This is a genomic window from Streptomyces parvulus, from assembly GCF_014648855.1.
In the GTDB taxonomy this organism is placed as follows: Bacteria; Actinomycetota; Actinomycetes; order Streptomycetales; family Streptomycetaceae; genus Streptomyces; species Streptomyces parvulus.
The window spans coordinates 158,838-176,689 of record NZ_BMRX01000009.1 but is presented as its reverse complement, the minus strand read 5'-3'; the positions used below and the strand labels follow the sequence as shown (position 1 = coordinate 176,689).

General features: G+C 70.7%; 17 protein-coding genes. 10 read left to right on the top strand and 7 right to left on the bottom strand.

The annotated features are described in order from the left end of the window. Positions 1-105: 105 nt before the first annotated feature. A complete protein-coding gene (locus IE108_RS19085) occupies positions 106-1,242 on the top strand; it encodes a hypothetical protein (RefSeq protein ID WP_064729341.1) in 1,137 nt (378 codons plus the stop codon). Positions 1,243-1,325: 83 nt separating this feature from the next. Here IE108_RS19085 and IE108_RS19080 read toward each other — a convergent pair whose 3' ends face one another. The 4 genes from IE108_RS19080 to IE108_RS19065 form a co-directional block, all read right to left on the bottom strand. Next, positions 1,326-2,699 (bottom strand): carbohydrate-binding protein, encoded by a 1,374-nt coding sequence (locus IE108_RS19080; protein WP_064729342.1) that lies wholly within the window; start codon positions 2,697-2,699, stop codon positions 1,326-1,328. A gap of 118 nt (positions 2,700-2,817) precedes the next feature. Then, on the bottom strand, positions 2,818-3,003 hold the full coding sequence (locus IE108_RS19075) for a hypothetical protein (protein ID WP_159394621.1): 186 nt from the start codon (positions 3,001-3,003) through the stop codon (positions 2,818-2,820). A 10-nt stretch (positions 3,004-3,013) separates the two neighbouring features. Continuing rightward, on the bottom strand, positions 3,014-3,982 hold the full coding sequence (locus tag IE108_RS19070; RefSeq protein WP_064729344.1) for a LysR family transcriptional regulator: 969 nt from the start codon (positions 3,980-3,982) through the stop codon (positions 3,014-3,016). A gap of 84 nt (positions 3,983-4,066) precedes the next feature. Beyond that, on the bottom strand, positions 4,067-4,504 hold the full coding sequence (locus IE108_RS19065) for an ATP-binding protein (RefSeq protein ID WP_064729345.1): 438 nt from the start codon (positions 4,502-4,504) through the stop codon (positions 4,067-4,069). Positions 4,505-4,661: 157 nt separating this feature from the next. Here IE108_RS19065 and IE108_RS19060 point away from each other — a divergent pair, with 157 nt between their 5' ends. Together IE108_RS19060 and IE108_RS19055 are read left to right on the top strand one after the other, a co-directional pair. After that, positions 4,662-5,510, top strand: a complete 849-nt coding sequence (locus IE108_RS19060) for a helix-turn-helix domain-containing protein (protein ID WP_064731924.1) — start codon at positions 4,662-4,664, stop codon at positions 5,508-5,510. Next, positions 5,507-5,701, top strand: coding sequence for a DUF397 domain-containing protein (locus IE108_RS19055; RefSeq protein ID WP_064729346.1), 195 nt, complete (start codon positions 5,507-5,509; stop codon positions 5,699-5,701). Before IE108_RS19060 ends, IE108_RS19055 begins: the two co-directional genes overlap by 4 nt. Here IE108_RS19055 and IE108_RS19050 read toward each other — a convergent pair. After that, positions 5,652-6,569 carry a helix-turn-helix transcriptional regulator gene (locus IE108_RS19050; protein WP_064729347.1) on the bottom strand — a complete coding sequence of 306 codons (918 nt, stop codon included), beginning with the start codon at positions 6,567-6,569 and terminating at the stop codon, positions 5,652-5,654. The genes IE108_RS19055 and IE108_RS19050 overlap by 50 nt on opposite strands. 86 nt (positions 6,570-6,655) lie before the next feature. Here IE108_RS19050 and IE108_RS19045 point away from each other — a divergent pair, with 86 nt between their 5' ends. Both IE108_RS19045 and gdhA read left to right on the top strand, forming a co-directional pair. Then, on the top strand, positions 6,656-7,423 hold the full coding sequence (locus tag IE108_RS19045) for an SDR family oxidoreductase (protein WP_064731925.1): 768 nt from the start codon (positions 6,656-6,658) through the stop codon (positions 7,421-7,423). 179 nt (positions 7,424-7,602) lie between these two features. Next, the gene (gdhA, locus tag IE108_RS19040; protein ID WP_064729348.1) at positions 7,603-8,964 is read left to right on the top strand and encodes an NADP-specific glutamate dehydrogenase; all 1,362 of its coding nucleotides are present in this window, start codon (positions 7,603-7,605) and stop codon (positions 8,962-8,964) included. A gap of 26 nt (positions 8,965-8,990) precedes the next feature. Here the strand turns inward: gdhA and IE108_RS19035 are convergent, their stop codons facing one another. Together IE108_RS19035 and IE108_RS19030 are read right to left on the bottom strand one after the other, a co-directional pair. After that, positions 8,991-9,350, bottom strand: coding sequence for a hypothetical protein (locus IE108_RS19035; protein ID WP_064731926.1), 360 nt, complete (start codon positions 9,348-9,350; stop codon positions 8,991-8,993). Between the two features lie 50 nt (positions 9,351-9,400). Further along, positions 9,401-9,757, bottom strand: coding sequence for a MerR family transcriptional regulator (locus IE108_RS19030; protein WP_064729349.1), 357 nt, complete (start codon positions 9,755-9,757; stop codon positions 9,401-9,403). A gap of 470 nt (positions 9,758-10,227) precedes the next feature. On the opposite strand from IE108_RS19030, the gene IE108_RS19025 reads away from it, so the two are divergent. The 5 genes from IE108_RS19025 to IE108_RS19005 all read left to right on the top strand — a co-directional run bounded on the left by IE108_RS19025 (position 10,228) and on the right by IE108_RS19005 (position 17,597). Next, positions 10,228-10,875, top strand: a complete 648-nt coding sequence (locus IE108_RS19025) for a hypothetical protein (protein WP_064729350.1) — start codon at positions 10,228-10,230, stop codon at positions 10,873-10,875. A 10-nt stretch (positions 10,876-10,885) separates the two neighbouring features. Then, positions 10,886-11,851, top strand: coding sequence for an SUKH-3 domain-containing protein (locus IE108_RS19020; RefSeq protein WP_064729351.1), 966 nt, complete (start codon positions 10,886-10,888; stop codon positions 11,849-11,851). A 16-nt stretch (positions 11,852-11,867) separates the two neighbouring features. Then, the gene (locus IE108_RS19015) at positions 11,868-12,347 is read left to right on the top strand and encodes a hypothetical protein (RefSeq protein WP_064729352.1); all 480 of its coding nucleotides are present in this window, start codon (positions 11,868-11,870) and stop codon (positions 12,345-12,347) included. Positions 12,348-12,438: 91 nt separating this feature from the next. Then, positions 12,439-17,094 carry a DUF6531 domain-containing protein gene (locus IE108_RS19010; RefSeq protein WP_064729353.1) on the top strand — a complete coding sequence of 1,552 codons (4,656 nt, stop codon included), beginning with the start codon at positions 12,439-12,441 and terminating at the stop codon, positions 17,092-17,094. After that, positions 17,082-17,597, top strand: coding sequence for a hypothetical protein (locus IE108_RS19005; protein WP_064729354.1), 516 nt, complete (start codon positions 17,082-17,084; stop codon positions 17,595-17,597). The genes IE108_RS19010 and IE108_RS19005 overlap by 13 nt, the downstream gene beginning before the upstream one ends. Positions 17,598-17,852 lie beyond the last annotated feature (255 nt).

Below are 17,852 nucleotides of genomic sequence, written 5' to 3'. Positions count from 1 at the left end.
GCCCCTGCACTTCTCCTTCACGGAACGGCACGATCGATCACCGACAAGCCCCCGGCCCGTGCCGCCGCCCGTCGGCGCCGGCCGCCCCCGCCCGAAAGCGAGTCCGTGAGTACCGTCCCGCCCCCCGATCGTTCCGGCGACGAGCCGGACTCCTCCCTCTCCGACGAGCGACTCGCGGCGTTCCTGCGGGAGGCCGCCGAGGGCGCCGGGGGTGACGCGCCGAAGGAGCCGTCGGCGCGGGCCCGGATGGTGGCCCGTCGGCTGCGCGAGGAGGACGAGGCGGCCCGCCGGGATGGCAGGCGCGGCGACCAGGGCCCGCCGGGATGGCGTACCGGGCCTTCCGCGCCGGCCGGCGGCTCCCGGAAGCGGCTGGTGGGCGCGGTCGTCGGCGTGCTGGTGCTGGCGGCGCTGGCGGTCGTCGCCGTACGGCCCTCGCTGGTGCTGCCCGACGGGGACGGCGGTGCCGGACAGCCGTCGGCGGCCGCGGCCGGCGCCGCCGGGGACCCCGCCGACACCGGGCGGGCCACCCGCGAGCACCCGTTCCGCGGCTCGCCCGCCGAATCGTGGGCCGAGGGCGCCGACGGCATCGAGGTGCCCGAGGCGAAGGCGCTCTCCGGACGGAGCGCGGACGAAGTGGCGTTCGCGCTGCGCCGCACCAAGGAACTGCTGGTCGCCGCCAACCTGGACCCCGGTGTCCTGCGCGGCGGGCGGCCGGACGAGGCGCTGGCCGTCCTCGACCCCAAGCAGCCGAAGCTGCTGTCCGGTCTGCGCCGGTCGCTGCGGGACCCGGACGAGGAGCACGACCCGCTGCTGCTGTTCACCCGCTTCGACCCGGCCGAGGTCCGCCCGGCGGGCGACGTGGTCAAGGTCCGGGGCCGGATGCGGGCGACCGCGGGGGAGCCCGGGGTGGTGAAGGTCGGCGCGGACTACACCTTCGTCTACCCGCTGGTGCGGGCCGGCGACCCCGACGGCCCGGTGGCCCGCGTGATCGTCCGCCGCGAGCTGACGCTGACGCTCAACGACCCGGCCGTCTGGGACGTGACCGAGGGCAGGCTGCTGCTGGAGAAGTACTACGCCGAGCACAACAACACCGACTGCGGCGTCGACGACGGCTACCTGCACCCCGGGTTCGCGGACGGCGCCCCCGACGGCGAGCGCCCCACCGGGCCCGCGGTCGACCCGTACGACACCTCCGTGCCCCTCACGCCCGACGGGTCCTGCGGCCGGGTCACCCGCACCTGACGTCCGGCGGCGCGACCGGGCCCGGGTGCGCTCTCCCTGCGCGCACACCCGGGCCCGCCCCCCCCGTTCGCGGGGTCAGTCGCTCACACCCGCTGCCACAGCGCCGGTACGTTCGCCGGCTCCCAGCCCCGCTGGGCCTGGTGGCCCTGGAGGCAGCGGTAGGTGGCGCCGCCGTACGTCACCGTGTCGCCCGGCCGGTAGACGGTGCCGGCCGCCCAGGTGCCGCCCGGCTCGCCGGGCTCGCCCGGGTCCTCGCCGCCGCCTCCGGTCGTCTTCAGGGTGAGGCCGTAGTTCTGGAGCAGCGGGTTGATCGGCTGGAAGAACGTCGTGCCACCGCTGCCGCAGTTGCCCGAGCCGCCCGAGGTGACGCCCTGCGCCTGGCTGCCGGATATGTACGAGCCGCCGGAGTCGCCGGGCTCGGCGCACACCGTGGTGCGGGTGACGCCGGTGATGGTGCCCTCGGGGTAGGTCACGCTGGTGTCGTGCTGCTGGATGGTGCCGCAGTGCCAGCCGGTGGTGGAGCCGGAGCGGCACACGGACGCCCCGACCGGGGCCTGCGTGGACCCGGCGACCTGCACGTTCTGGCCGCCGGCCCCGCTGACGTACGGGGTCGCCGTCCACTGGGAGTTGGCCGCCACCCAGGCCATGTCGCGGCCGGGGAAGACCGATCCCTGGAAGGTGCCCTGGGCCACCCGGTTGGCGCCGCTGGTGCTCGCGCCGGCCCGGCCGCAGTGACCGGCGGTCGCGAAGCCCTGCTGGGTGCCCTTGGTGACGGGGAAGCCGACCGAGCAGCGTCCGCTGTTGTTGATGTAGTACGCCTCGCCGCCCCGCAGGTCGTACAGCGGACGGGGCCGCTCGGCCGACGTCTCGACGCGCGCGAGCCCGGCGTCCACCCCGGCCGCGGCGAGCAGCGCCCGGGCCGCGGACGGGCGTACGGCCTGGACGGTGACCGTGTTCGTGCGTACGTCGACGTAGCGGACCGGCGCGTCGGCGGTGTCCCGGTGAGCGGCCGCCCGGTCCAGCCTCGACTTGGCCGCGCCCAGGTCGGCGAGCGAGTGCCGGACGACCTCGGCCACCGCGCCCCGCGCCTCGATCGCCGGCACGTCGGCCGCGTCCGTCGTCGCCACGGTCAGCGTGCCGGACTCGGCGCCCCGCACCCAGGCGCCCGCGAAGTCGCCGCCGAGGTCGGCCCGGAGCCGGCCCGCGACGGCACCGGCCTCGGCCTCGTTCCCGAGCCGGCGCTCGGCCTGCTCGCGGCCGAGGCCGAGGTCGCGCTCCATGGCCCGGAGCAGGGCGGGAGGGGCGGCGTCGGCGCGCAGCGACTCGGCGGCCGTGGGCGCGGCGGGGGAGGGTGCCGTCCCGGCGCTCGCGGAGCCGCTGAGCCCGGCCACGAGCAGGGCCGCCGTGGCGGCAAGGGCGGCACCCACGGCTCTGGTCTGTCGGTGTCGGTGGGGCATGGGGGTCTCCTCGGTCTCGGTGGGGAGGTGCCGAAACCGTAGGGAGGGGCGGAGGGCGGCCGTAAGACGTCGGTCGGCCCTCTGGGTGGCGTTATGGGACGCGGCGGGTGGAAGCGCGTCAGTCCTTGCCCTGAGCGTTGCGGTCGACGTAGGCCCTGGCGCCCCAGACGCCCAGCGTCACGCAGCACATGGTGACGCCGAACCACGCGGCGTCGGCCCAGGTGTCCTGCCACAGCCGGGAGACGACGCCCATGCAGGCACTCAAGACGGCCGCCAGGGCCACGAGCTTCAGCCATCGCCTCATGCCGCCCCGCCTACCCCGGCCGGCCACCGGCATACGGGACGGGGTGCGCGGACAGCCACTCGGTGTAACTGTCACTGCCCGCAGCCACGTCCGCGTGCGCGCCCCGGGCCTGGGCGAGGACGGTGGTCGCGAGGTCCGTCCGCTGTGACACACCGTGCCAGCCCAGCAGGTGTCGCCAGGCCAGTGGGGTGCCGGTGAGCGGGCGGGTGACGATGCCGGGGGTGGTCGGGAAGGTCGCCCGGCACAGGCCCACCGCGCGGCCCACCCGCACCAGGTGGACGAGGGACGCGGTGTCCGTCTCGTACATGCGGCGCGGGGTGAAGCCGGCGCGGGCGCAGGACGCGGTGAAGCAGTCGCCGAAGCAGCCGTCGCCGGGGACGCAGGCCCACTCCTCGCCCGCCAGGTCGGTCAGGTCCACCTCCGGCCGGCCGGCGAGCGGGTGGCCGCCGGGCACCATGACGAAGACCGGGTCGACGGCGACCTCTCGCCAGACCAGCCCCTCGGCACCGGGCGGGGCCGCCGATCCGCAGGTCCCGGCGAGCGCGAAGTCCAGGCGTCCGTCCGACAGTTGCCCGGCCAGCTCCCGCTCCGACCACGACGTGCACGTCGTCATCCGGGCCTCCGGCGCCACCCCGGCCAGCCGGTCCACCAGGGCGCCGAGCAGCGGCCCGTGGGTGCCGCCCAGCCGGAGGTGCCGGGCGGTGCGCGGGGCCCGCGCGAACCGGGCCGCCTCCTGTTGCAGCTCGGTCACCGCGGGCAGCACGATGCGGCTGCGTTCCAGCACCAGTTCGCCCAGCGCCGTGGCCCGCACCCCGTGCCGGCCCCGGACGAACAGCGCGCCGCCCAGCGCCCGTTCGATGCGCTTCAGCTGCGCGCTCAGTGCGGGCTGCGCGAGCCCCAGTGCCGTCGCCGCCCTGGTGAGGCTGCCGGCGTCGGCGATGGCCCGGACCGTCCTGAGATGCCGCAACTCCAGCTCCATAGGGGGAGCTTGCGGCGGGGGAGGGGCCGGGGCAAGGGGTTGGTCCGGACCTGTGACGGTGCCGGGCGGCCGGCCTTCCGCCGATCAGGTGCCGAAGGCCGGCTCCTGCCCCTCGCACCGCACTTCGGCCCACACCGTCTTCCGCGGAAACCGCCCCTCCACGACGCCCCACCGGTGCGCCAGCGCCTCGACGAGCAGCAGCCCGCGGCCCGACTCCGCGTCCGGCTCCGGCGTACGCGGCTGGGGACGCCGCTCGCCCCGGGTGTCGGTGACCTCGATGCGCAGGAAGTCGCCGACGACGTAGAGCGTGAGCCGGAAGTCGCGCCCGGGGACGCGCCCGTGCTCCGCCGCGTTGGCCGCCAGCTCGGCGACCAGCTGGCGCGCGGGGTCCAGGGGCAGGCCCCAGCTCCGGAGCTGCTCGGTGGCGAGCAGCCGGGCGAGGCGCGCCCCGCGCGGCGTGGGGGAGAGCTGCACGCTGAAGTTGCGTACGGGCGCGTCGAGTTCGGTGGATCGCTGGTTCACGTCACTCAGCGTGGCGCCGGGTGCGTACGGTGAGAAGTGACTCAGCGGGTACGTACAGTCACTGTCCGGTGGTTGTCCACCGGTGTCGGGGCTGTCGGGCCGGGGCGCGCGGGTAGGGCGCCGGAGCGAGACGGCCAGCACGACGAAGGGGCGCGGGATGACGGTCGAGACGAACGAGCCGGGGTGGGAGGTGGACCCCGACGACGAGTGGGGCGTCGCGGTCATCACCACGGTGGGACGGCAGTTGAGGCTCCGCCGCGAGGCGGTGGGGATGCGGGCGGCCGACTTCGGCGAGGCGGTCGGGTACGGGGAGGACCTGGTCTACAAGGTCGAGGGCGGCAAGCGGATTCCCCGCCAGGAGTACCTGGACAGGGCGGACGCGGTACTGGACGCGGGCGGGCTGATCGCGGCGGCCTGGGAGGACGTGAAGAGGGTCCGGTATCCGAAGCGGGTGCGGGAGCTGGGGAAGCTGGAGGGGAAGGCGGTTGAGATCGGTATCTACGAGTGCAACAGCGTGCACGGGCTGCTCCAAACGCCCGAACATGCCCGCGCATTGATGGAGGCGGCCCAGCCGCCTTACTCCGTGGACGACGTGGAGCGCATGGTGGCGGCTCGCCTTGCACGGCAGACGGTCCTCGGACGCGACCCCGCGCCGTCGATCCACTTCGTCCTGGAAGAGGCGCCGTTGCGTCGGCCGGTTGGCGGCACAATGGTGAGGCAGCGCCAGCTCGAACGTCTGCTGGAGGTGGGAAGGCTGAACCACGTCACACTTCAGGTGATGCCTACCAGCACCGACGCCCATCCGGGTGTGGACGGCAAGATCGAGTTGCTGAAGTTCCCGGACGGCACGGCCGTGGGGCGATCGGACGGCGCGTTCAACGGGCGCCCGGTCACCGACCCCAAGGATCTGCGGATCCTTGAACTGCGGTACGGCACCATCCGGGCGCAGGCTCTCCCATCGAGGGAGTCGCACGCCTTCATCGAACAACTGCTGGGAGAAACATGATCCGCAAGGCCGAACTGGCGTGGTTCAAAAGCAGCTACAGCAGCGGCACGGACGGCAACTCCTGCGTCGAGATCGCGAAAACCCCCGGCACGGTCCACGTCCGCGACTCCAAGCACGTAGAAGAGGGCCCCCGCCTGGCGCTCACCCCGACCGCCTGGGCGACCTTCCTGCCGTACGCGTCGCAGGACTGACCGTGGAGGACGGCGCGACCTCCTGCGTCCCCACCACCGCCAGCAGCTCCAGCAGCCCCGCGCTCTCCGTCCCCACCGCCGGTGTGAACCAGAGCAGCCGCTGACGCCCGTCCTCGCTGAACAGGTTGAGGCAGTTGACCTCGATCAGACCCAGCGTGGGGTGGTTGAGCCGTTTGCGGTCGTCGCGCCGGACGGCGACGTCGTGGTCGGCCCAGAGCGCGGCGAACTCGGGGGAGAGGCCGAGCAGCGTACGGATCATCGTCCCGGCCTCCGGGTCCCGCGCGTTCCTGCGCGCGGCGGCGGCCCGCAGGTCGGCGACGAAAGCGCGGGACTGGGCCGCGTGGTCGGCCTCGGGGTACAGCTCCCGCGCGGCCGGCTCGGTGAACCACCGGTGCACGAAGCTCGCCCTCGGCCCCCGCAGCCCGGACTGGTCCCCGAGCAGCGCCACGGCGAGCGGATTCTGTACGAGGGTGACGTGCAGGTCGGTGATCACCTGGGCCGGGGTCGAGGCCATCCGGCCGAGCAGGTCGAGCATGCCGGGGTGGACGTGCGAGGCGGCGCCGCCCTGCACGGGCACCGGCCGGTCGGCGAGCCGGTACAGGTAGTCCCGCTCGTCGGCCGAGAGCCGCGGCGCCCGCGCCAGCGCGGCGATCATCTGCTCGGACGGCTGCGACCCGGCACCCCGCTCCAGCTCGTTGTAGTAGTCCACCGACGCCCCGGCGAGCTGGGCGACCTCCTCGCGCCGCAGTCCCGGCACGCGGCGGCGCGGCCCGGACGGGAGCCCCACGTCGGCCGGCCGGATGCGCTCACGCCGGGAGCGGAGGAAGGCTCCCAGCTCGGTGTACTTGACGGCGCCCATGCGCCCCATTCTGCGCCCGGCCGGGTCCGCCACCCAGGGGATGACATCCCCTGGTTGCGTGGGCCGGGGCGGCGCAGGGTGAAGTCATGACCGACATGACACCGAGCACACAGCCGAACCAGCCCGCCCCCGCCGGCCTCCGGGTCGCGATCGTCACCGGCGGCTCCCGCGGCATCGGCCGGGCCGTCTCCCAGCAGCTCGCCCGGGACGGCCTGGCGGTCGTCGTGAACTACGCGCGCGACGCGGCCTCCGCCGAGGACACGGTCGCCGCGATCACCGGAGCCGGCGGCCGGGCGGTCGCCGTACAGGCCGACGTGGCGGACGAGAAGGAGGTCGCGGCGCTGTTCGACCGGGCGGAGGCGGAGTACGGCGGCGTCGACGTGGTGGTCAACGCCGCCGGGCGGATGACCCTGTCGACCGTGGCCGACCTGGACCTGGCCGCCCTCGACGCCATGCACCGCACCAACATCCGCGGCACCTTCGTCGTCGCCCAGCAGGCCGCACGGCGCCTGCGCGCGGGCGGCTCGCTGGTGACCTTCTCGACCTCCGTGGTCGGCACGCAGTTCCCCGAGTACGGGGCGTACGTGGCGAGCAAGGCCGCGGTGGAGGGGATGACGCTGATCCTCGCGCGGGAGCTGCGCGGCCGGGACGTCACCGTGAACACGGTCGCGCCGGGACCGACCGCGACGGACCTCTTCCTCGACGGCAAGACCCCCGAGCAGATCGACCGCCTCTCGAAGATCCCGCCGCTGGAGCGGCTGGGCCGCCCCGAGGACATCGCCGAGGTGGTCGCCTTCCTGAGCGGCCCGGCCGGCCACTGGGTCAACGGCCAGGTGCTGCGCGCCAACGGAGGGCTTGTCTGACGGTGCCGACGCCCCGCCGGGGGGCGGACGCGTCCCCCGGGCTCGCTCGCGGGCCCGCGGCGGCGGGGCACGCGGCCGGGGAGGTCTCCGTCTCATACCGTGGCCAGGTGCTGGTCAGGACGTTTTCCTGCACGTAACACTGATCACGACCGGTGCCGCCGATACCAGAGAGGTCCTACGTGACGACGACGCGACCCGACACGAAGACCGCGCTTGCCCGCCTCCTCACGGAGATCGAGCACCGCAACCCGGCCCAGCCCGAGTTCCACCAGGCGGCCCGCGAGGTCCTGGAGACGCTCGCGCCGGTCCTCGCGGCGCGCCCCGAGTACGCCGAGCCGGGGCTGGTCGAGCGGCTGGTGGAGCCGGAGCGGCAGGTGGTCTTCCGGGTGCCGTGGCCGGACGACAGGGGCCGCGTCCACGTCAACCGCGGCTTCCGCGTCGAGTTCAACAGCGCACTGGGCCCGTACAAGGGCGGTCTGCGCTTCCACCCCTCGGTGAACCTGGGCGTCATCAAGTTCCTGGGCTTCGAGCAGATCTTCAAGAACGCCCTGACCGGCCTCGGCATCGGCGGCGGCAAGGGCGGCAGCGACTTCGACCCGCGCGGACGCAGTGACGCGGAGGTCATGCGGTTCTGCCAGTCGTTCATGACCGAGCTGTACCGGCACATCGGCGAGCACACCGACGTGCCGGCCGGCGACATCGGCGTCGGCGGCCGCGAGATCGGCTACCTCTTCGGCCAGTACCGCCGCATCACCAACCGCTGGGAGGCCGGCGTCCTCACCGGCAAGGGCGCGGGCTGGGGCGGTTCGCTGATCCGCCCGGAGGCGACCGGCTACGGCAACGTGCTCTTCGCGGCGGCGATGCTGCGCGAACGCGGCGAGGACCTGGAGGGCCAGACGACGGTCGTGTCCGGCTCCGGGAACGTCGCGATCTACACCATCGAGAAGCTCATCGCCCTCGGCGCCAACCCCGTCACGTGCTCGGACTCCTCCGGCTACGTGGTCGACGAGAAGGGCATCGACGTGGACCTGCTCAAGCAGGTCAAGGAGGTCGAACGCGGCCGCGTCGACACGTACGCCGAGCGCCGCGGCGCCTCCGCCCGCTTCGTCCCCGGCGGCCGTGTCTGGGAGGTCCCGGCCGACGTCGCCCTCCCGTCGGCCACGCAGAACGAACTCGACGCCCAGGACGCGGCGGCGCTGGTCCGCAACGGCGTGAAGGCGGTCTCCGAGGGCGCCAACATGCCGGCCACCCCCGACGCCGTCCACCTCCTCCAGCAGGCCGGCGTCGCCTTCGGCCCCGGCAAGGCGGCCAACGCGGGCGGCGTCGCGGTCAGCGCCCTGGAGATGGCCCAGAACCACGCCCGTACGTCCTGGCCGGCGGCCCGCGTCGAGGACGAACTCGCGGCCATCATGACCAGCATCCACACCACCTGCCACGAAACCGCCACCCGCTACGGCACCCCCGGCGACTACGTCACCGGCGCCAACATCGCGGGCTTCGAGCGGGTGGCGGACGCGATGCTGGCGCAGGGCGTGATCTGAGGAAACCGCCCCCGCCGGGCGGGGGTTCAGTGGTCGGAGTAGCTGAAGTCACCCACGGTCCAGGCACTGACGTCCTCGATCGCCACGCGGTACATACCGCCGGTCTCCGGGATCCCCATGGTGCCCTGGAGGATCCGGGCGACATGGAAGTGCAGGTGCGTGGGTGGCCCGGCCTTCTCCGCGTGACCGTCGAAGACGGCGGAGAAGTCGCCCAGGTCGGCTGAGTCCGTCAGTACTTCCGACACCCGCCGCCTCCAGACCCTCTCGGGGGCCAGGCGACCGGTGATGACAGCGCCGTGGGTGACCACGGTCAGGGACATCCGGCTGCTCTGCCCGGACTCCACCAGGGCGGCGACGTCCATGAGCAGCTCGTCAGGCTTCGGCATGAGCACGGATTTTATCCGCCGGACCGGTGGGGGCGCACCGCTCGGGGGGATTACCGGGCGGTACGGGCACTTCCCGCCGGGTTCCCGGAGGTCTCGGCGCCGCCCCGCCGCAGCTCGGCGTTGATGCGCTGGGCCTCTTCGAGCTGGTCCTCCAGGATGATGATGCGGCAGGCCGCCTCGATGGCGGTGCCCTGGTCGACCATCTCGCGGGCGCGGGCGGCGATGCGCAGCTGGTAGCGGGAGTAGCGGCGATGGCCGCCCTCGGAGCGCAGGGGAGTGATCAGCCTGGCCTCGCCGAGGGCCCGCAGGAAGGCGGGCGTGGTGCCGAGCATCTCGGCCGCGCGGCCCATGGTGTACGCGGGGTAGTCGTCGTCGTCGATGGGGTCGAGCGGTCTGTCTGCGGTCATCTGCACCTCTGCTGACGGGTTCGGGGCCTGCGTAAACGGTCGAGGGGCCTTGGTGCCGTACGGCACCAAGGCCCCGAGGGATTTGTAACACCATCTGCCGGCGGCTACTTCACTGCCGGCCTTCTGCTTCCGTCCCGGGCCCCGTCGAGGGGCGGGCGGATGAGGGATCGCGGATGCGTGACCGTGGGACCACCTTCCGTTCCGGGGCCTGCGGTACCCGGTGAGAACGTCCTCGACCGGGCGATCCTGATGGCGTCCTCCTCCTTCTCTCCCTGACTTCTTGGCTACGACAGAAGATTAACCACGGAAGCCGCCGAATGTCTACAGCGACCACGACAGATTTTCCTCAAACCGGGTGAGCGATTATCTGCCGCGAGCGCCCCCTGGCCCTGTCGGCCGCTCGAACGGTGGGACGATGACGGCACGGATCAACGGATCATCGGACGACGCACGGGGAGGCCGGTCACGTCATGGCCCGTTACACGGAGGCACTGACCGTCGAGCGAGGCGGGTTCCGGATCAAGGTGCCGGAGTCCTGGTGGGAGTTCGACGTCCGTCCGGAGTCCCGGGACGACTCGATCCGCCGCATGGTCGACGACCGGGTCCGGCGGTACCCGGAGCTGGCCCCGTCCCGCTCCGCGTACATCACCTTCCTCCAGAAGGCGGCCTCGGACGCGTGGAAGTCGGGCGCCCTGTACTGCGGCTGCATGGCGGAGAGCTTCGGCGGCGACACCCCGATCACCGGATCCGTGACGGTCTCCCTCATCGGCGGCCGCACGTCCTCCGGCGACCCCCTCCCCAACGACCCGGCCGCCATAGCGGGCCAGTTGGCGGTCAAGGAGGCCAGGAAGCCCGGCGACTCCTGGCGCAAGGTGACCACGGTCGACATCCCCGGCGTGGGCCCGGCCGCCCGCACCCAGGGCGTGGAGGACATCCCGGTCCCGGACGACGCCCTGAACCGCACGGTCCGCGCCGTCCTGATGCAGACCTACATCCCGGTCCCGGGCCAGGAGGGCAAGGTCGCCCTGGTGGCGGGCAGCAGCCAGGTCCTCGACCTGGCGGACTCCTTCTTCGACATCTTCGACGCGATCACTTCTTCGTTCCGGTTCGTGGGATGAGCCCCGCCTCGTGACACGGCGTTGGTCGACCCGCACGGACACCGTGCTGTGCCGAGCCGGGTGGCGACCGGGCCGCGCGGTCCCGACGGCGACCTGGGAGTCGATCCTGAGCGAGCGCGGCGACTTCGCACCCCACGATGCCGCGCGCAGCTTTCTCGCCGAATTCGGCGGCCTGATCACCTCCGGCTGGCCCACCGACGTGCGCCGCCACCCGTCGGCCATCCGGTTCGACCCTCTTGTCGCCGAGTGGCAGGAGGAGCGATTCGCACGGGTGAGCCGGGAAGCGCGCACAACCCTGTACCCCGTGGGCGCCGCGGACGACGGCGCGAGCCTCCTGGGCATCGGCGAGGGCGGAGCGCTGTACCTGTTGAGGGACCGCGTGGAGTTGCTTGCCCCGGCAACGGACCAGGCCCTGGACCGTCTGGTGGACATGCAGGCCGCCCCGTCCGCGCTCTGGAAGCCGAGCGGAGGCGCAGCGGAGGACCACGCCTTCTGGCGGCGCGTGGACACGGTGGGCCCCGCCCCGGACATCCAATCGCCCCGCTGGCCGGCGGAGACGGACCGTGTGCTGCGGGCGGCCGGCTGGTCTCCCGGCAGAGCCGTCCCCACGGACACCTGGGAGAGCATCCTGCTGGAGACCGGCGGCTTCGAACCCCACGACGCCGCTCGCCGCTTCCTGGCGGAATTCGGCGCACTGCGAGTCCCGCACCGCGAGCCATTCTCCGAGATGCCGTGGAGGGAGTTCGCCCTGGACCCCTTGCTGGCCTTCTGGGACACGGAGATCATCGAAGACCTGTCCGACCGGGCGGGTGTGGCCCTCTACCCCATCGGCATGCGCGACCGCCGCAACTCGCACCTGACCATGGCGGAGGACGGCGCGGTGTACGAGGGCATGGACGACGTCTGGCTGCTGGCCTCCACCCCGGACCAGGCGATGGAGCAGATCACCAAGAGAATCCGACCTGGGGCCGGCTGAAAGGACGCGCGCGGTTGTGACAGCCGAGCTGAACTGGGAATCGGGCGAGGGCCTACTCGGTATCGACGACCCCGCCGCATGGGACGCGGCCTACGAACGTGGAGAGCGCCACCTGGGAACCGCCGTGATCGGGTTGGCCTTCAACTGCCCCCTGCAGGAGGCATCGCCGCGGATCATCCGCGCCATGAAGCTGCCGGAGGCCGCCCAGCGCGGCTTCGCCTACACCGCGGCGGGCACCACGGCCCGGCTCAACGGCGAGTTGACGCCAGAGCTGTACGCCGCGCTGCGATCGGCGGGCCCCGGCCGCAGGAGCATCGCCGTCAACGCCGTGGACGACACCATGACGTTCGTGCCGTTCCGGCAACTGCCGCTGTGGCTGAAGGGATGGAAGATCGCGTCGCGCGTACTGGACAAGCTGGAGACCTGGCGGTTGGAGGCGTCGTACGCGCTCATCGACACACGCGAAGCCCTGCGCCGACGCCGCTCCAGGCCCTGAAGACAGCACTTTCGTCGAACGTCCGTGCCTTGTAAGTTCACGTGTGCATACGGGTTGTTGCTGATGCGCGTGCGTCGACGGGGGTTGCGTGATGGTGGGCCACAGGCCGAGTGACTGGCATGTCCTGGACCTGGACAAGGACCCGACGCCCGGTGACCCGCAGCGCGTGCGCACGCTCGCGAAGACGTTGCACGACTTCGCGGACGACGTGTCCGAGGCGCTGCGTCTGGTCAAGGGCATGGCGGGGGAGACCACGCTCGCGGAGTGGGCGGGCAAGTCGGCGGCGGTCTTCAAGGAGGAGTTCTCCGGCGTCCCGAAGAACCTGAAGAAGCTGGAGAAGTCGTACGGGATGTGCGGCGACGCCCTGGCCGACTTCTGGCCGAAGCTGGAGCGCGCCCAGGCCCTGGCCGACCGGGCCCTCGTCAAGGCGCGCGAGGCCCGTCAGGACCTGACTTCGGCCCAGTCGAAGCTGTCCTCGGCGGATTCGTGGGTGACGCGGGCGTCGAAGGAGGCGGACAAGTACAAGGACGATCCGACGGGCAGTAAGTCGGACGGGGACAAGCCGGACGAGGCGAAGGTCCGCGCGGCCACGCGTGACGCGCAGCACGCGAAGACGGCGCAGACGAACGCGCAGTCGGCGGTGGACTCGGCGCAGGGTGCGCTGGACGCGGCGAAGAAGATGGCCGAGGACGCGCGCAAGATGCGTGAGGACGCGGCCCGGGACGCGAAGAACAAGATCGACGAGGCGTCGGACGCCGGTATCCAGAACCGGTCGTGGTGGGAGGACGTCGGCGACTGGTTCTCCGACAACTGGGACACGATCGTCACGGTCTGCAAGGTCGTCGTCGCGGTCGTCGGCATCGTCGCGATGATCATCGGCGGGCCGATCCTGGGCGCGATCGTGCTGATCGCGGCCCTCGTGGTCCTGGCGGACACGCTCTACAAATACAGCAAGGGCCAGGCGTCCCTGTGGGACGTGGGGCTGGCGGCGCTGGACTGCATACCCGGTATGAAGGGGCTGACGACGCTCGGCGGGCTCGCGAAGGGACTGAGGTCAGCCGGCAAGCTGGGGCTCAAAGGCATGGCGCAGGGCGTCAGAGGGCTGGGGAGGTCTCTCAGGGGAGGCACCGGCAACCTCGTGAAGCGAGCCAAGGCACTTGCGGGCAGATGCCCCGGTGGCGACCCCATCGACATGGTCACCGGCGAAATGCTGATGTACGACACCGACGTCGAGTTGCCTGGTGTCCTGGCGCTGACGCTGAAGCGCACCCATCTCTCGACGTATCGAGAAGGCCGATGGTTCGGTAGGTCCTGGGCATCCACGCTCGACGAGCGGGTCGAGCTGGACGCCGAAGGGGTGTTGTTCGCCGCGGAAGACGGCATGATCCTTGCGTATCCCGTGCCTGTGGCCGGGGTTACAGCCATGCCGATCGAGGGGCCGCGGTGGCCGCTGGAATGGGATGGGCCCGACCGTGGCACCCTGCGCATTCACGATCCGGCGCTCGGCGTGACACGTCACTTCTCATTGGTCGCCGATCCGCTGCCGGACATGCCCTACACACTGGCACTGTCCGCGATCACGGACCGGAATGACAACCGCGTCGAGATAGCCCGGAGCGCCGACGGTGCTCCGACCGATGTTCGGCACTCAGCCGGCTACCACGTCGAGGTCGAGACGACGGACGGGTTGGTCAGGACTCTGCGGTTGCGTCACGGCGCTCACACCGACGACGCGACGACCATTGTTCGGTACTCATACTCGGTCGACCGCCATCTCACACAGATCATCAATTCTTCGGGGTTGCCCCTCCAACTCGACTACGACGACCGAGCGCGAGTTGTCTCCTGGACCGACAGAAACGCGAGTTGGTACAGGTTCGTGTACGACGGTGAGGATCGTTGCGTCGCAGGGCGGGGCGCTGACGGGTACCTGAACTGTGTCATCGACTACGACCCCGCGCATCGCGTCACCACGTATTCGGATTCACTGGGTCACGCGACCCGGTTCGAGCACAACGAGTTGCTGCAACTCGTCAGGGTGATCGATCCACTGGACCGGCAGGAGTCGCTCGAATGGGATCGTCACGGTCGGCTGCTCAAGCAGACCGACCCCATGGGACGGGAGACCGCGTACACCTACGACGAGGCAGGCAACGTCACTTCCATCGCCGGTCCCGACGGACGTCGAGCGACCGCCGAGTACAACCAATGGCACCTTCCCGTCATGACGGTCGGTGGCGACGGGGCGGTGCGCACCTACTCCTACGACGAGCGTGGGAACCGTACGTCCGTAGTGGAGCCCGGTGGTGCCACGACCGGCTTCACGTATGGACTCGGAGGTGCGCTCACCGGCATTACTGACCCTCACGGGGCGAGCGTCTCCATCGTGACCAATGCCGCGGGTCTGCCGGTGAGGGTCGCGAACTCGGCGGGCGCGTTCGTCGAGTACGGCCGTGACCCGTTCGGCCGCGTCGACTCGGTCACGGATCCGCTTGGCGGTGTCACTCACATCTCGTGGACGCCGGAGGGCAGGAAGAAGCAAAGGATCGCGGCTGACGGCAGCGTGGAGTCCTGGGTCTGGGATGCGGAGGGGAATCTTCTTGCGTACGCCGACCCCAGCGGAGCAACCACCACTTCGACGTACTCCCACTTCGACCAGTTGGCGAGCAGAACTGATCCCGCCGGCGCAATCCTCCGGTTCGAGCACGACACCGAGCTTCGGCTCACAGCCGTCGCCAACGACCGGGGGCTTTCCTGGCGGTACACCTATGACGCCGCAGGCCACCTGATCGCGGAACAGGACTTCGACGGTCGTTCGCTCAGCTATGCGCGAGATGAGGTGGGCCGGCTCATCAGACAAGTCAACGGCGCCGGCGAGTCCGTCGAGTACGTGCGCGACGTGATCGGCAACGTGGTGGAGAAGCGTGCCGGGGACTCGACAACGGTGTTCCGATATGACGACGCCGGGCAACTGGCGGAAGCGCTCTCGCCCGGCGTCCAGCTCACCTTCGCGCACGATGAATACGGTCGTGTGACCGAGGAGTCCGTCAACGGGCGAACAAGCCGCTTCCGCTACGACCTGGCCGGTCGCCGCACAACCCGAGTCACTCCTTCCGGAGTCGAGAGCAACTGGTCGTACACCATGGACGGCCAGCCGCGTCAACTGGTGGCGTCCGGCCATACCTTGCAGTTTGGCTACGACGCTGCGGGCCGGGAGACGGAGATCCGGCTGGCCGACGGCCCCGCGGTTGTGCAGTCCTGGGATGCGTTGCACCGGATGCGCAGCCAGAAGGTCTTCCCCTCGACGCACAGTGCTCCGGGGGCACCGGCACCTTCCATCGACCGTCAATACATCCATGGCCCTGTTGGTCCCCTCGAGGTACGCGAAAACCAGGGCGACCGGAAGCGCTTTTCCCTGGACGCGGGGGGTCGGCCGACCGGAGTCAGGGCGGAGGGATGGAGCGAAAGCTATGCCTACGACGATGGGGGACGACTGATCGCCTCTCATCGAGAGAACGCGGACGGTGTCCAGCACGAACCCACGCAGCGCTTCGCGTACGCCGGAAACCGGCTGACGCGAGCCGGCCGCACCAGCTACGTCTATGACGACCAGGGGCGGGTGATCCGGCGCACTCGCAGAACGCTCTCGGGCCTCCGCAAGAGCTGGACCTATACCTGGAACGCCGACGACCGGCTGACATGCCTCGTCACGCCGGATGGGACTACCTGGCGCTACACCTACGACCCTCTCGGACGCCGGGTGGCGAAAGAGCGTCTCGACTCCCTCGGGGACGTCAGCGAAGCGGTGTTCTTCGTGTGGGACGGCAGCCGACTCGCGGAGGAGATCCATGAGCTCGGTCCCGGAGCCCGAACCAGCATCACATGGGAGTACACGCCCGACAGCCATCGTGCAGTGGCGCAATGTACACGGGAATGGGCCAAAGACGCTCCCCAGGACGAAGTAGACCAGAGATTCAGGCTCATAGTGAGCGATCTCGTCGGCAGTCCCGTCGAACTGCTCACTCCAGACGGAAACGTGACCTGGAAGAACAGGTCGAGTCTTTGGGGGGAAGGGCGGCACCTTCAAGCGTCGGAAGAAGGATGTCAGCTTCGTTTCCCTGGGCAGTATTTCGACGCCGAGAGCGAGCTGCACTACAACCATTTCCGCTATTACGATCCATACACGGCGCGGTACGTTTCTCCCGACCCGCTGGGTCTCGCAGCGGGCCCCGACCACTACGGGTACGTGCTCAACCCGCTGGTCTGGTCCGACCCTCTCGGTCTCCAGTCCTGCCCTACGTTCAAGGGGCTCGCCTGGATGACCGAAAAGATGCTGAAGCGTCCCTCGTTCCGGTATCAGCGTGTGGTTTCCGGTACGGACTATGAGCAGATATGGAAGCTGTCCAACGGTCGGGAGGTGCACGTGGACGGTGGTCCCACCAATGGATGGATCATGGAGGCTAAGTTCACCGGCGGACGGGACGGTGAGTGGGCTAAGTCCGTCTATAATCCTCGTAATGACTTCTACAATGAGGCGAAAATCACCGACCAGGCCGCCAAGCTCCTGAAATTGAATGAAGAAATGGGCGGAAAGGGTGTGCGTTACGCGATATCCAATGAAGCCGGGGCTGCGCACTTCCGGGAATTGCTCGGAAGTCATTTCCCGGAAGCGATGGCGAGCGGTACGCTAGCGGTATTTCATGTGCCCGGAAACGGTATGAGTGGAATGAGTAAATGGTTGACGTAAGTGCGGAACTGGTTCGGCTGACCGATCTCGACGAGCTCACCGGGCCGGCGGCAGCAGCCGTGCTCGACGCGGCAGGCTGGGAGGGGGGCCGCGCCAATCCGGCGACGGAGTGGGTGACGTCCTGGCGCCGCGGCGATGCCCATGCGTGGATTCAAGGGGACGGGCCCTCGGTGCAGGTGGAGTTCACCGTCTGGCACCGAGACGTCGAAGAGGAGTGGCCGGACCCGGACACATACATCGACGACCTCTACGACGCGGCGTCCGCGGAGCTCCCGGGACTCGTCGCCCAGTTGGAGTCCGGACCCCTCGGGGCCAGGCTGGAGAGTTCGGAGGAAGACCTGACCGACGGTGCGGACTACATCGACCACACTGCGTGGCGAGTCTCGGGCAAGGTCGTCCTGGCCGGCGTCAAGCATGACGACACCGACGTGCCGGTGCAGCTCGTTGTGGTGGTACGCGACTACGGAGCCGGCGCGGAAGATGACGGCGGCGAGTGGTTGTAGGGGGCCTGGGGAAGGCCCTGGTTTGACCCCCGCCACCCCCGGGGTATTCTCTCCGGCCCGATTGGCCAGCCCCCCGCCCCGTATGGCAGACTAGCGGGGTTGCTCGGTCGAGTGCCGATGCTGTGCGCCTCCCGCCGGGGGGACCGGAAGCGAGTCCCACAGTACTCGTCGTCCCTGATCAGGGGCGGACGTACGGGAATCTTCCGGGAAGTGTCAGCGGGGTACCGGCCAGGCACCCGGTGGGCTTCTCGCCCC